A 13,998-nucleotide genomic window follows, 5' to 3' on the forward strand; every position below is an offset into this window, starting at 1 on the left:
CGCCGACGGCCGTTGTGATCTCCGATCGTTCTGGTCAGGGGCGTTTTTCAGCGAGCCCCGGGGTCACCGTGAACAATTTCAGGACCGGATCCGGCGGTATTCTGTCCCCTTTTGTTCGCGTTCAGTGCGCTGCTGGGCAGACCTGCCGGTACGGCGCGTCGGGGACGTACCGCCGCCACTGCGCCCGGGTCAGTCCGCCCCCGGCGCGTTCGCAGAGGGCGCGGACGGCCGCGTCGGGGGAGATGGGGCGGCGTTGCAGCACCACGTTCGGTCCGGTGGCGTAGAGCATGCCGTCGTTCCCTCCGAAGGCGAGCGAGCGGATCTCGCCCCCGGCCGTGGGCAGGTCACCGCCGAGGAGCCGTTGCCCGGCGGTGTCCCAAAGCCGGAGGGTCCCGCCGGCTCCTCCCACGGCGAGGGTGCCGCCGTCGGAGGAGAAGGCCAGTGCGCCCACGGCCTCGGTCCGGCTGCTCGGGGCCGTGTCGGCGGTGCCGGTCAGGACGCCCGTGGTGTGCCGCAGGTCGCCGTCCCAGAGGGTTACGTGCCCGGTGGCGTCGCCGACGGCGAACCGGGTGCCGTCGGGGCTGAAGGCGAGCGCGGTGACCTCGCGGCCGTCGGCGAGCGCCCACCCGGTGACCTTTCCGGAGGACACGTCGGCGTACTGGTCGGCGGAGCCGACGAGCAGCCGTCCGTCCGGCCGCACGGCCACCGCCTGCCCGAAGAGGCCGTGCAGGGTTCGGGACCTGCGGTGGGTGCGGGTGTCCCAGATCTCCGCCGCATCGCCGCCACTCGCGGAGCGCGCGGCCAGCAGCGTGCCACCGCCGGCGCCCAGGGCGAGCGCGGACACGGGGCGGTCGGCCGCTCCCGAGGTGGTGAAGCTCGTACGGACCGTGCGGTCCTCTACGTCCCATACGGTGAAGCGCAGCCGCAGGGAGCCTCCCGAGGAGGTGGTGTCGGCGACGGCGAGCGTGCGGCCGTCCGGGCTGAAGGCCAGCTGCGGGGTTTCGTCGCCGGTGTCGCTCGGCAGGGGGCCGAGCGTGCTCCGGGCGAGGACGGCGCCGGTTCCGGTGGAACGCAGCTCGAAGCGGTAGCCGTGCCCGGACCGGGTGGCGGTGGCGAGGGTGGTGCCGTCCGGGCCGAGGAGCGTGGCGTCGGCCGGGGTGCTCTGCCAGCGTGCGGAGAGGCGGTCGGTGAGGTCGAAGGTGTGGACGGTGGCGCGGTCGAGGTAGCGCAGGACGCGGCGGCCGTGGTCGGGGGTCCAGGTCAGCCCGGTGACCTCCGCCCCGGCCAGCGGCCGGTGGAAGACCTGTCCGCCCCCCGACGCCAGCTGCCATACGGCGATCTCCTGGTCGTCGGTGGTGGCGAGGAACTCCCCGTCGGGCGAGAGGTCGGCCTGGGCGAACCCGGTCGTGCCGCCGCTGGCGAAGTCGGCGACGACGCGGCCGCTGCGGACGTCCCAGACGGTGACCGCTGTCCCGTGGACCTGGGCCAGCCGCCTGCCGTCCGCGCTGAGGCGCAGCAGCCGGTCCCCGCCGTCGGCTCCCGAGCCGGTGCCGCACACGGTCTTGTCCGCCTTCTGCCAGGCGCCGGGCACCTGCCTGCCGCGCACGGTGTCCCACACCTGGGGCGGGCCCTCGGCAGGGCAGAGAGCGGCCAGACGTCCACCGTCGGCGAGGGCCGCCGTGGTGATACTGCGGGAGACACCGGTGGTGAAGAGGACCTTGCTGTCATCCGTCCGGCGGACCTGCACCTGGCCGGGGCCGTCGAACGGCTGGATGAGGTACGCGTCTGTGTCGGGTGCGGTCGCCCCGAGGTCCGCGTCGCCCAGGTCGGCGACGGACCTCCCCTCGGGGAGGTTCCACAGGGTGTCGCTGCCCGCCCCGGTCAGGACGAGGAACCGGCCGCCGGGGCCGGCTGCGGACGCCTCCGCGTCGCTCGGCAGGTGGTAGGCGCTGGTACGGCGGTGATCGGCCACGTTCCAGGCGGTGACGCGGCCGCCGTCGGCCCTGAGCAGGGTGCGGCCCTGGTCGGTGAGGAAGCGCTGGACGTCCTGGCCGGTCTGCGGGTCGGTGAAGGCGTCCCGTTCCGGCTGGGCCAGCGCGCCCAGCAGGGCCGAGCGGGTCTCGGTGAGCGGGGCGATCCGCCACGCGGCGGCACCGAGCAGCGACGCGGTACGGGGGTCGGTGGCACGCAGGCTCTCGGCGACGGTGGCCAGTCGGCGGGCGGCGGCTTTGGCGGCCTCTTCCTCGCCCACCCGGTCGCGCTGCCAGGCGACGAGTCCCGCGGTCAGCGTGAGGACGAGGAAGACGGAGAGCCCGACGGTGAGCGCACGCGTGCGGCGGGCGGTGCGCGTGACGGTGTCCCGTTCGGCGTCATGGGCCGCGGCCGAGGCGGTCAGGAACGCCCGCTCCGACCGGGTGAGGTCGTCGGTGTCGTCCTTGTCCCGCTGCCTGCCGAACAGCTCCTCGGCGCGCTCCAGCCGTGACCCCCGGAACAGCGCGCCGGGGTCACGGTCCAGCTCCTCCCAGGCCCGGGCGGCCTCGCCCAGGGCCCGCTGGGCGCGCAGCCGCTCCCGGCTTTCCTCGATCCAGCCGGCGAGGCGCGGCCAGCCGGTGATCAGGGCCTCGTGGGCGAGTTCCACGGTGTCGCCGTCCAGGGTGACCAGGCGGGCGGCGGCCAGTCGTTCCAGGACGTCGAGCGCGCCCGGTCCCAACTCGGAGCGGGACGCCGGGCGGCGCGTGTCGGCCGTGCGGTCCCCGGGGGCGATCAGCCGCAGCAGGATGCGCCGGGCCGTACGGGCCTGGCCCTCGTCCAGGTCGCCGTAGACCTGCTCGGCGGTGGCGGCGATCGCCCCGCGCACGCCGCCCGTCTCCTCGTAGGCGGCCAGCGTCAGCGTGCGGCCCCGGCGACGGCGCCACGTCTCCAGCAGGGCGTGCGAGAGCATCGGCAGCGCGCCCGGCTGGTCGCCGACCTCCTCGATGATCCGCGCGGTCAGCACCCGCTCCACGTTGAGCCCCGCCGCGGTGGCCGGGCCGGTGACGACCTCCCGCAGCTCGTCCCCGCTCATCGGCCCGACCAGCAGGTTCGCGTGACTGACCGCCTCCGCCAGCTCCCGGTGCTCGGCACAGTGGCCGTAGAAGTCGCCGCGCACCGCGACCACCACCCGCAGGCGGCTCTCCGGCTCCCGCGCGCCGAGCAGCAGGTCCAGGAAGCGGTCTCGCTCATCGCGGTCGTGGCAGAGGGTGAACAGCTCCTCGAACTGGTCGACGATCACCCAGGTGTCCAGCTCACCGTCCTGGGGAACGAGCGCCGGCCCGTGCGTGTGGGCGGGCCGCTCGCCGGGGGTGAGGACCCGGATCACCGCCGGCCGGTCGGCACCCTCACCCTCCCGCAGCAGCGGGACGAGGCCGGCCCGCAGCAGCGAGGACTTGCCGCTGCCGGAGGGCCCGAACACCGCTGCGAACCGGTGCGCGCGCGCCAGGTGCAGGAGTTCGCGGGCCAGTGCCTCCCGGCCGAAGAAGAGGTCGCTGTCAGCCGGTTCGAAGCGGGCCAGCCCTCGGTACGGAGCCTGCTCGTCGGCCGCGGGAGCGCGGAGCTCGGCGTCCGCCTCCCGCCAGCGGGCCTCCCACTCGTCCGGGTCGGCGTCGAGCGCCTCCGCGTACGCGCGCACCACCGCTAGCGTCGGCAACTGGTCGCCTGCTGCGGCCTGCGACAGCGCGGTCGTGGAGTAACCCGCCCGCTCCGCCATCTCCCGGTACGGCGGCTTCCCGGCCTTCTCCCTCAGCAGGCGCAGGTCGTGCGCGAGACGCTGCACCGGACCGGCACTGGGGTCGACCGGCTTCTCTCGTCGGCCCACCTGGTGGCACCTTTCAACCATCGAACAGGAAAACGGAGCTCAACCTACGTTTTCACCTGTCGGGAGGCAATCCCGGCCCCAGCCGATGAGGCCGGGACTCCCTCGGGCTCAGGGCACCAGCTCGATGGCGTCGTACGCCACTCCGGGGCTGAGGTAGGCGGTGCCGCCGGAGCCGCTGACGATGTCGATCGTCAGCTCCTGGTAGGCGTCGGCGGACTTGGTCCAGGCGCTCGCCGGGATGGCGTAGCTGTAGGTGTGGTTATTGCCGCGGTAGGAGCCGACGGTGAGCGAGCGGGTCGTCGGTTCCTTGGTGGGCTGGGGGACGGCCGAGAGCCAGTTGTTGACCCTGATCCGGGGGCGGCCGTTCGCGAACGCGGTGGTGATGCCGATGTTGAGGGTGTGGCCGGAGGTCAGCTGCTGCTGCGTCAGTCTGAAGCGGATCTTCAGTTTGTTGTTGATGTCCGCCCACTGGTAGCAGGGGAAGTCCGCCGGGGACGAGGAGCCCACCGTGTGCACGCCGGTCGTCCAGGGCCTGGCCCGTGCGTCGGAGGGGTGCATGGTGGTCATCAGGGAGGCGTTCTTGAAGCCGGCGGGGGTGCCGGTCCAGTCGCCGATGCGCCAGATGGCGGTGTTCCGGCTCGGGTCGGCGGTGATCTTCAGCGTGTGCAGGGCCGTCGTCCGCCCGGCGGTGACGGTGACGGACGTGGTGTGGACGGCGAGTTCGTCCTTGTACACGGTGAGCTTGTAGGTGCCCGGCAGCATGTAGGGGGAGACGAAGTGCCCGGTGGCCGCGTCGGCCTTCGCCCAGTACTGGGCGGCGGCGTTCGAGAAGCCCACGGTGTAGGAGTGGCCGTCGCTGCGGCCGCTGAGGCCCACGCCGGCGACCCGGCCGCGACCGGCGCGGCCGACCCAGCCGACCAGGCCCAGACCGTCGACCCACGAGGTGTCGATGACGTCATGGCTGAGCGAGCGGGCGGGGGCGCCGCCGTCGGTGAAGGCGAGGACGTAGGGCCCCTGGAGGCCGAACCGCATCGGCTCGGTCTGGTTCTCCCCGTAGTAGAGGATCTCGTACAGGCCGGCGCCGTCCTCGTAGTGGTGGCGCATGAGCGAGCGGTAGAACGGTCCGCCGGACGCCTTCTCGTGGTTGCTGCGCACTATCCACATGCCGGTCTTGCCGTCGCTCCAGCCGACGTGGTCGTAGTCGATGACGCGCTGGTTGGAGTAGTGCTTGGAGCGGGTGGTGCCGTTGGGCTTGCGGCGGATGTCCTGGGCCTCGATGAGGGTGTCGGTGCGGGCGTCCCAGGTGTCGGGGTTGTCGTTGGGGAAGAGGCCGGGCTTGACGCGGACGATGTAGCGGGTGGCGGTGATGGAGGTGTCCGCCTTGTTCGTCCACATGTAGACGTTGTTCTCGCCCCGTCGGGCGGCGTAGTAGTGGTGCATCGTGCCGTGCACGACGGTGACCAGGATCGTGTCGCCGGTCTTGCGGATACTCACCGACGAGGCGCCGAGCCCCGTCTCGACGTGTGAGTTGCGGTTGCCGTAGCCCTGGTACTCGGTGCCCTTGTAAACCAGGGAGGTCAGGTCGCCGTTGCGGTGGTCGACCTTGAAGACCAGGTCGGCGCCGGTGGTGATGACGTAGGCCCGTCCGTCGTTCCGGTACCCGAAGGCGCTGGGCGCCGCGTCGGCGCTGGCGAGCAGAGGCCGGGCGACCGCGGCGCCTCCGCCGAGGACGAGTCCGCCGGCGGCGGTTCTGAGCAGGACATCGCGGCGGGTCAGACGCCGACGACGGTGGTGGGCCATGGTTGTTCCGTTCGTGAGCAAGAAGCTGATCGAGTTGTGGTGCGTCCGGCGGTGGTGGCCGGATGGAGCCGGCTCACCACCGCCGGGGTGCCTTCCGGTTACCGGACGGTGCGGTAGGCGTTGCGGATCGTGCCGGTGTAGGTGTTGCCGGCGGTGTCGGCGAGGGCTGTCCTGAAGGAGACGCTGCCGGGGTTCTTCGGGTTGGTAAGGGTCAGGTAAGGCTTTCCGCTCGCCGCGTTGTGCACGGTGACCGGCTTCCAGGTGCGCCCGCCGTCGTACGACGCCTTCACCTTGAGCGACTTCAGGTGCCCCTTGGCTGCCGCCGGGCCCTGCAGGGACAGCGGGACGGTGATCCGGGCGCCCGCCTTGGCGGTGCCGGTCAGGCTCAGCTTCGGGTGGAAGCGGACGACGGAGAGCGGCCAGGCGACCACCTGGGTCTCCGGCGTGTTCGCCGAGGTGAACGTCCACACGCCCGCCACGTGGTCACTGATCTTGTAGCCCTTGCTGCGGTCGGCGGTGATGGACAGCTTGTAGCGCGCCGTCCCGGCCCGCAGGTTGGCGTAGCTGTTCGGGCAGGTGTCCTTGGTGAAGTCGCCTATGACCTTGCTGCCGGAGGTGAGCCGGGTGTGGACGCTGGTCTGAGCGGAGTACGAGAAGTTGCCGGGCCCGTCCGAGAACATCGGCACGCACAGCGCGTAGTAGCGGCCGACCCGCAGACCGCCCACGACCTTCGTCGGTGTCACGATCGGGCCGTGGACACCGCCGTCCAGAGTGACCCGGTACGTATGGTCCGGTGCGAAGCGGCGCGAGGTGGCGAAGGCGGTCACGCCCTCTCCGTCCGTACCGTTCTGCGTCCGGGCGCCGAGGATCCAGCGCACACCGTGGTCGGTCGACAGGTACTGCACGATCTTGGCGGTCGGCGCCGAACGCAGCGGCCCTTCGAGGGTGGACGTGGCCTGGTCGAGCGCCGGCCAGCCCGGCGTGGTCCACGCGTTGTTCTGCGCGGTGTTCGCCCGGGCCAGGGCCGTGGCGACGGAGGTGTTCACCCTGGCCATGCCCCGGGTGGAGGCGAAGGTACGGGTGAGACCGTCGAAGAAGCCGCCGGTGCGCGTGGTCACCAGGTTGTACGCGGGGGAGGTCGCGGTGCGCTGCCAGATGCCGCCGGCCTGGGCGATGAAGGAGCCCACGGGGGCGTTCGGGCCGATCTGGCCGAGGAAGGTGTCCTTGGCGTCGAGGTCGGTGCCGATGGCGAGGTCGTAGGCCGGCTTGGTTCCGCGGGCGGCGAAGACGATCTGGCCGGCGCGCAGGGTGGCCCGGGGGTCCGGAGCGGTCACCTTCACCGGTTTGGCCTTGCGCCCGTCGAGGGCGACGGTGGTGTCGTGGTCGAGCACGAGGTGGGGAGCGACCAACTGGGCGGACCGTCCTGCCGGGCTGATGGTCGTCGCGCTGATTACGTAGCGGCCCTTGGGCAGCCGCAGGGTGACCGTGCCGCGCTGCGCCTTGCCGTCGTCGTAGGGCGTGAACTGCTTGCCGGTTTCCAGGCCCGCCACTGTGACGTCGGGCTCGTTGTCGCGCTTGCCGTCCCGGCGGGTGGTGACCAGGGTCAGCGTGTGTGCCTCGACCTCGCGGACCACCGCCAGGGCGGTGCGCACGCTCTGCCCGTCACCGCTCGCGGTGACAGCGCCGGAGTAGACGCCGTCGGCGCTGCCGAGCCGCGTGTCGGCCGTGACCGTCGCCTTCGCGGTGCCGCCGGCCGGGACGGTCAGCCGGGCGGGGGAGACGGTGACCATGCCGGTGGGCGCGGTCTTGCCGCCGGGGCCGGTCGCGGTGGCGTCCAGGTCAAGGGTGACCGGCCGGGAGCCGTCGTTGCGGTAGGTGACGGTCTTGGTGGCGGGGGTGTCGTCGTGGTGCGGCCAGGGGTTCGGGGTGCCGAAGTCGACGGAGGACGGCTCGCTGCCGACGGTGGCGTCGATCGCCCGGGTCAGGTCGACCCGGCCGACGCCGACGTCGTACGCGGTCACGCCGCCCAGCGTCTTCGCCGAGGCGGTGAGGGCGGACTTGAGCTGCTCGCCTGTCCAGTCGGGGTGCTCCTGGGCCAGGATGGCGGCGGCGCCGGCGGTGTGCGGGGTGGCCATGGAGGTGCCGGACATCGAAACGTAGCCGGGCGACTCGTCGTTGCCCTCGGTGCCGTGGGCGGCCTTCGCGGCGATGATGTCGACGCCGGGCGCGGCGATGTCCGGCTTGAGGCGGCCGTCGGCGGTGGGACCGCGGCTGGACCAGGAGGCGATCTTGTCGTCGCGGTCGACGGCGGCCACCGTCAGAGCCGCCGCGGCTGACCCGGGAGTGCCGAGGGTGGTGTCCGACGGGCCGGAGTTGCCGGCGGCGATCACGAACAAGGTGTGGGAGGAGGCCGACAGGTCATTCACGGCCTTCTCCAGAGGGTCGACGTCCGTGGTGTCCGGCGAGCCGAGGCTCATGTTGACGACCTTGGCGCCCTGCGCCACGGCCCACTGCATACCCGCGATGATGTCCGAGTCGTCGCCGAAGCCCGTGTCGTCCAAGACCTTGCCGACCAGCAACTCCGCCCCGGGCGCCACGCCCTTGTACTTGCCGCCGCTCTTCACGCCGGAGCCCACGATGGTGGAGGCCACGTGGGTGCCATGGCCCTGCCGGTCGTCGGCGGAGTCGGAGCCGGTGAAGTTCTTGGCCTTGAGGATCCTGCCCTTCAGGTCCGGGTGGGTGGCGTCGACGCCGGTGTCCAGAACGGCGACCTTGACGCCCTTGCCGTCGTAGCCCGCCTTCCAGGACGCCGGGGCACCGATCTGCGTGACCCCTCCGTGCGGGTCCGGAGCGACGGCGTCCTGTGCGCTGATCCTGACCCGGCCGTCCAGCCACACCCGGTCGATACCGGGGGCGGTGCTCACGGCGGCCCGGCCGCCGACGGAGTCGGTCAGCGCCCGCCACACCTTGCCCGCGTCCGGCTTGTCGGAGGTCAGCGCGTCGCCGTGGATGGCGGGCAGCCGGTGCGTGACATCGGCCTCGGCAGCGAAGAGGGATTCCCTGGCGCCTGTTTGAACAGTGCTGGTGCCCTTGTAGGAGACGATCAGCGGCACCTGCTTGCGGTGCGCGTCGTCGTAGCCGTCCTTGACCAACTGCGTGACGTCGAACAGCCGGCGGTCCAGCCGGCCGCTGCCCAGCAGCCTCGTCGCGTCCAGCGGAACGACGTAGGTGTGCCCGGCGAAGCGCCGTACCGAGTAGCCGATGCCGCTACGGCCCTTGCCCGACCGCACCTCGACCACCCGGCCGGTGCGGTCCAGGCTGACGGTGTCACCGGTCAGCAGCGTCACGCGCGCGGACGGCCTGGCCAGGCCGTCCGGGGACGCGGCGGACGGGCCGGTCGGAGTGATCGATGCTTCGGGGGCGGCTGTCGCGGTCGCGGTGAGCCCGGCAAGGGCGAGCACGGCAGCGATGCCGAACGCCGTTCCGCCCTGTCCGTGCCGTCTCCTTCTCGTCCGCTGGTGCTTGTGCTGCAAAGGAAAGTCCCTTTCCCCGTGGTCGGTGCGTGGTCCGTACGACGCCGCGTACGCGAGTGGAGGGGCCGATGGCGAGGGAGTGCCACCGGCCGGCACCGACTTTGCAAGGCCGGGGAGTTGATAAGTAGGCCCTGACCAGCACTGAAAAATGCGGAGCGTCAACGCCCCGACCGGTGTGAGCAACGGGACCGGTCTGTCAGGCCTGGTGTAGATGAACTGAGGCGGCTGTGTCCTCGGGGCCCGGACTTCTGCCACGCCAGCCTGCTGCGACCAGGTCGGTGTGGTGGTTGTCCTGGTGGACTACCAGCTGCAACCCAAGGCCCGTTCCTGGCCGGACAACGGCTTGTCGGTGCCAGCCTGGGCGAGCGTCGGCCGACTTGCTGGAGAGGGCGACGAGCTCAGGGCCTTGCACACGGGGTGAGCCGGGCCCAGTTGTCTCCGGCGCCTTGCGTGGACGTCACGACGGTCCGGCGGAGGTTCTGCTCACCCATCATGGTGAGGGTGTTGCGAGTGAGGTCGGTATCCGGCCTGCGCTGGCTGCTCGCCCCTCGGACCAGCTGGCAGGCCTGGCGCCTGATCAGGGCCAGTCAGAGCGACATCTCGTTCGACACAGCCTGGCGGCAGACCCGCATCCGGCTGCACCCCGACGAGATGCCGTACCGACAACACGGCCACCGGCCTGACAGCTCCACGAGGTCATCAGGGCATGCGCTGGTGACGAGTCGGGGCGGAGTGGCTGAGGGCACGCGGGCGGCGGCGAGGCCAGGTTGCTCGGCTCCGACCGCACCCCCTGCCGGAGCGGGCGGCTCGCGGTTCACGGGCGTGGCTGGGCATAGCCGTGCTGCCAGGCCCAGGCCGCGATCTCGACCCGGTTCCGGGCCGCCAGTTTGAGCTGGACGCTGGACAGATGGGTCTTGACCGTGGAGAGGGAGACGTAGAGCTCGGCGGCGATCTCGGCGTTGGTGCGGCCGAGGGCGGCCAGGCGGACGACGTCCACTTCGCGGTCGGTGAGGGGTTCGGCCGCCGGTGCCGGGTTTACCGGCCGTCGGTCCTCCCTGGGTGCGGTGACGTGCTTGAGCAGACGGACCGTGACGGACGGTGAGACCAGCGAGTCGCCGGCCGCGGCGGCGCGGACCGCCTCGGCGAGCAGGGTCGGCCCGGAGTCCTTCAGAAGGAACCCACAGGCCCCTCCGCGCAGCGCGCCGTAGACGTACTCGTCGAGGTCGAAGGTGGTGACCACGACCACCCGCAGCGGGTCGGCCACCTGCGGCCCGGCCAGCAGCCGGGTCGCTTCCAGGCCGTCCAGCTTCGGCATGCGTATGTCCAGCAGGCACACGTCCGGCCGCAGCTTGCGGGCCAGCGCTACCGCCTCCTCCCCGTCGGCGGCCTCGGCGACGACCGTGATGTCCGGCTGGGCATCCAGGAAGAAGCGGAAGCCGCTGCGGACCATCTCCTGGTCGTCGGCCAGCAGGACCCGGATGGGCGCGCTGCTCATGGGGCTGGTGGTCATGGCTCGATCATGCCTCAGGAACAGGGCCGGCGATGCCGCGGGCTCTGCCGTCAGCCAGCGGGTCTGCGCCGGTTCGGCCCTGGCACGGCGGCCCCGGCGCCCACCGCTTGGTCAAGGTCCGCGAACTGGTCCGCGCCGGCGGCAGTCGCGGAGGATCTTGCAGTTCTTCATCCGGCCGATGACGTGTTCCACCCGGGCACGGACCCTGCGGTGCTCGGCGTTGTCGTCTTCCTCATCCCTGAACAGAGCCCGTCCCGGGCGTTTGTGGTGCGGTACCGCCATCCCGCAGTTGAGACAGGCACCGTCGCCGAGGACGGTCACGCCCTGGCAGTGCCGGCTCAGCCCGGACGACCGCCAGGCGTGGGCGTCCGCCGTTGTGCCCGGCATCGGTCGCGCGGCCGCGATCGCCAGCCGATTATCGGCGTCCACGATGACCTGCACGTTCGCCGAGAACCGGAGTTGTGGCTGGAGGCCGCCACAGTCCAGTCACGCACCGGGATCAGCGTGCCGTCCACGATCCGCAACCGGTCTGCGGCATCCGCGGGGGACGAGGCCACCCAGGTCATCACCAGCCACTTCCGCGGCGTCATGGCCCGGTTGAGCATGGCCGGGCACTGGCTGCCGGGCGATCCCGAGATCCTGAACGTCATGGACAGTGGCTACGACACCGCCTGCTTCTCCCATGTCCTGGCAGACCTGCCGGTCGTGCTGGTCGGACGTCTGCGCTCGGACCGCGTCATGCTCCGCGACGCCGGTTCCGCCTCTCCGGGCCGAAGGGCGGGCGGTCCCGCAGGCACGGCGGCGACCTCCGCAGGGGACCAGATGGAGGACGGGCAGCCGTTCGAAGGGAGGTCGTTCCCTTCATGGCTTCCGCTCCGGGAACACCGCCCGCACCTCCCACCCCCCGCCGTGCCGCGGCCCGGCGTCCAGTTCACCGCCCAGCGCGGTTACCCGTTCCTTGAGGCCGACGAGGCCGAAGCCGCCGCCGTGAGCGGCCACCGGGAGCTGGGTTCCGCCGCGGCCGTCGTCCGCCACCGTCACGGCCAGGCGGCCGGTGTCGTCGCGTAGGCGGACTTCAACGTGCGTGGCGTCGGCTGCGTGGCGGCGAATGTTGGTCAGTGCTTCCTGGACGACCCGGAAGGCGGCGGCCTGTACCTCGTGGGGAAGGGTGTCGGGGGGCAGGGCGAAGTCCCGGCGCAGGGTGACCTGCTGGCCCGGAGTGGCGAAGCCTTCGATCAGTTCGGCGATGCCCGCGAGGTCGCCGACCGGGCGGCGGTCGGCCGCCTCGGGAGCGGTGTCCCGCAGCACGCCGACCGTGCGGCGCATCGAGGCGAGGGCCTCGGTCGCGGCGCGCTCGATGCCCGCCAGGACAGGGTCCAGTTCCTGCGGCTGGGTGGCCGCCATCATGCGGGCCACCTGGGTCTGCACGAGGATGCCGGTCACGTGGTGGGCGACGAAGTCGTGCAGGTCGGCGGCCATGGCCAGGCGTTCACTGCGGCGGGTCTCGCTGACAGCGACCGTGCGGCGGTAGTCCATCGAGCGAAGAGAGGCCGCGAGTCCGGCGATGAGGCCGACCAGCAACAGACCGATCATCTCCAGGCCCAGCACGTCACTGCTCAGCGTCATGTCGCGGCGTACCGGCAGGATGAACAGCGCGCCCGCGTCGAGCGCGCCGCACACCAAGGCCCAGCGCGGCGGGCAGTGCCGTACCGCGATGAAGAGCAGGCTCAGCAGGATCACGATCTCGCCCGGGCCGAACACGACCGGCTCTCGGACCGACAGCGACGCTGCGGTGAGGAGGGCCGAGGCGAGAGCGGGAACGGCGGTGCGCACCTGCGGCGTGAGCCACTCGGGCCGCCGCCCGGCCGGCCACAGCACGCCGGCCAGCCCGACGAGCACCACGGCAAGGGTCTGCCAGACAGGCCCCGCCGTCGGCAGGACGCTCGTCCCGCCGGAGCCCGTGTAGAGCACAACGTCGACGGCGGCCGCGGCGAGCAGGAGACCGACGGCGAAGCCACGGGCACAGCCCCGGGCGGAAACAGTCCTCATGCCGGTCACCGTAGGCCAGACGCCCGGCAGCGGGATCGGCCGAACGGCCGAGGTGCCCGGCGGTTCCGGCCCGCGATCCTGACCGTTCGGCCGAGGCGCGCGCCCGGGCCCGCGGGCGAGGGTGGAGCCGCATCCTCACCACGGACACCAGGAGTACGCGATGCAGCGCAGCAAGTTCCTCATAGGCGTCGGCGCCGGCGTGACCGCCGCGGTCGCGCTCGGCGGCCTCGGCACGTATCTGCTCGCCGGCACCGAGTCGACCACCGAGCTGGACAACCACACCACGGCATCAGTGGACGGCCAGCGGGCGCTCTCGGCGAACATCGTCGCCGGCCGCACCCAGAGCAAGTACCACCCGCTGCCCTGGGTCGGCGACAAGCTCTCCGACGTCACCTGCCCGACCGGCCTCAAGGCCGTGACCGGAGCCACCCTCACCTGCACCGCCAAGAAGAGCGACGGCGCGACCGTCAAGATCCCCGTCCGTGTGACCAAGGCCGGCGCCAAGAGCGTCACCTGGAAGTTCGAGCGCTGAGAAGGGCCCACACCACACCATGAGCACCGTTCTGGCCGGTCACGGCCTCGTCAAGAAGTACGGCTCCACCACTGCCCTGGCCGGCGTGGACGTCGAGGTCCGCGAGCGCGAATCACTGGCGATCATGGGCCCGTCGGGGTCTGGCAAGTCGACCCTGTTGCACACCCTCGCCGGGATCATCCGGCCCGACGGCGGCCAGGTCCTGCTGCGCGGCGAGCGCATCGACAGCCTGGGCGAGAACCGGCTCAGCGCCCTGCGCCGCAAGCGGTTCGGGTTCGTGTTCCAGTCCGGCCAGTTGCTGCCGGAGCTGCCGGCGGAGGAGAACGTGGCGCTGTCGCTGATGCTGGAGGGCATCCCGCGCAAGGCGGCCGTCGAGCGCTCCCGGCGCTGGTTCGCGCCGCTCGGCTTGGAGGGGCTGGAGCACCGTCGCCCCGGACAGCTCTCCGGCGGACAGGCCCAACGGGTCGCCATCGCCCGCGCGCTGGTCGGCGAACCGGACGTCGTCTTCGCCGACGAGCCCACCGGCGCCCTGGACCAGCGGACCAGCACGGAGGTCGTCCAGCTCCTGACGTCCGCGACCCGAAACACGGGCGCCGCCCTGGTGATGGTCACCCACGACGCCGACGTCGCCGCCCACTGCGACCGCATCCTCCAGGTCCGGGACGGCCGGATCAGCGGCCACGACAGTCAGTTCACCGTCGCCTGACCCACCTCGCCCGAA

General features: G+C 72.0%; 7 protein-coding genes and 2 pseudogenes. 3 read left to right on the forward strand and 6 right to left on the reverse strand.

Translation table 11 applies throughout. The annotated features are described in order from the left end of the window. Positions 1–121: 121 nt before the first annotated feature. The 5 genes and pseudogenes from AB0G20_RS20120 to AB0G20_RS20140 all read right to left on the reverse strand — a co-directional run. Positions 122–3,853 (reverse strand): helix-turn-helix domain-containing protein, encoded by a 3,732-nt coding sequence (locus tag AB0G20_RS20120; protein ID WP_361304158.1) that lies wholly within the window; start codon positions 3,851–3,853, stop codon positions 122–124. Positions 3,854–3,961: 108 nt separating this feature from the next. Beyond that, on the reverse strand, positions 3,962–5,653 hold the full coding sequence (locus tag AB0G20_RS20125; RefSeq protein WP_361304161.1) for a rhamnogalacturonan lyase B N-terminal domain-containing protein: 1,692 nt from the start codon (positions 5,651–5,653) through the stop codon (positions 3,962–3,964). A gap of 98 nt (positions 5,654–5,751) precedes the next feature. Beyond that, the gene (locus tag AB0G20_RS20130) at positions 5,752–9,186 is read right to left on the reverse strand and encodes a S8 family serine peptidase (protein ID WP_361304164.1); all 3,435 of its coding nucleotides are present in this window, start codon (positions 9,184–9,186) and stop codon (positions 5,752–5,754) included. An 814-nt stretch (positions 9,187–10,000) separates the two neighbouring features. Beyond that, the gene (locus AB0G20_RS20135) at positions 10,001–10,696 is read right to left on the reverse strand and encodes a response regulator transcription factor (protein WP_361304167.1); all 696 of its coding nucleotides are present in this window, start codon (positions 10,694–10,696) and stop codon (positions 10,001–10,003) included. Between the two features lie 111 nt (positions 10,697–10,807). Beyond that, positions 10,808–11,235, reverse strand: a pseudogene (locus tag AB0G20_RS20140) (transposase family protein); the annotation flags it as partial. Positions 11,236–11,242: 7 nt separating this feature from the next. Between AB0G20_RS20140 and AB0G20_RS20145 the strand changes: the two are divergent. After that, positions 11,243–11,437: pseudogene (locus AB0G20_RS20145) on the forward strand (transposase); the annotation flags it as partial. Positions 11,438–11,557: 120 nt separating this feature from the next. Here the strand turns inward: AB0G20_RS20145 and AB0G20_RS20150 are convergent. Beyond that, entirely contained in the window at positions 11,558–12,745 is a 1,188-nt protein-coding gene (locus AB0G20_RS20150) for a histidine kinase (RefSeq protein WP_361304170.1), read from the reverse strand. 160 nt (positions 12,746–12,905) lie between these two features. Between AB0G20_RS20150 and AB0G20_RS20155 the strand changes: the two genes are divergently transcribed. Together AB0G20_RS20155 and AB0G20_RS20160 are read left to right on the forward strand one after the other, a co-directional pair. After that, positions 12,906–13,277: a DUF4333 domain-containing protein gene (locus tag AB0G20_RS20155; RefSeq protein ID WP_361304173.1), complete on the forward strand. Its 372-nt coding sequence runs from the start codon at positions 12,906–12,908 to the stop codon at positions 13,275–13,277. Positions 13,278–13,296: 19 nt separating this feature from the next. Then, positions 13,297–13,983: an ABC transporter ATP-binding protein gene (locus AB0G20_RS20160; RefSeq protein ID WP_361304176.1), complete on the forward strand. Its 687-nt coding sequence runs from the start codon at positions 13,297–13,299 to the stop codon at positions 13,981–13,983. Positions 13,984–13,998 lie beyond the last annotated feature (15 nt).

The organism is Streptomyces sp. NPDC024017, assembly GCF_040638895.1.
Classification (GTDB): Bacteria; Actinomycetota; Actinomycetes; order Streptomycetales; family Streptomycetaceae; genus Streptomyces.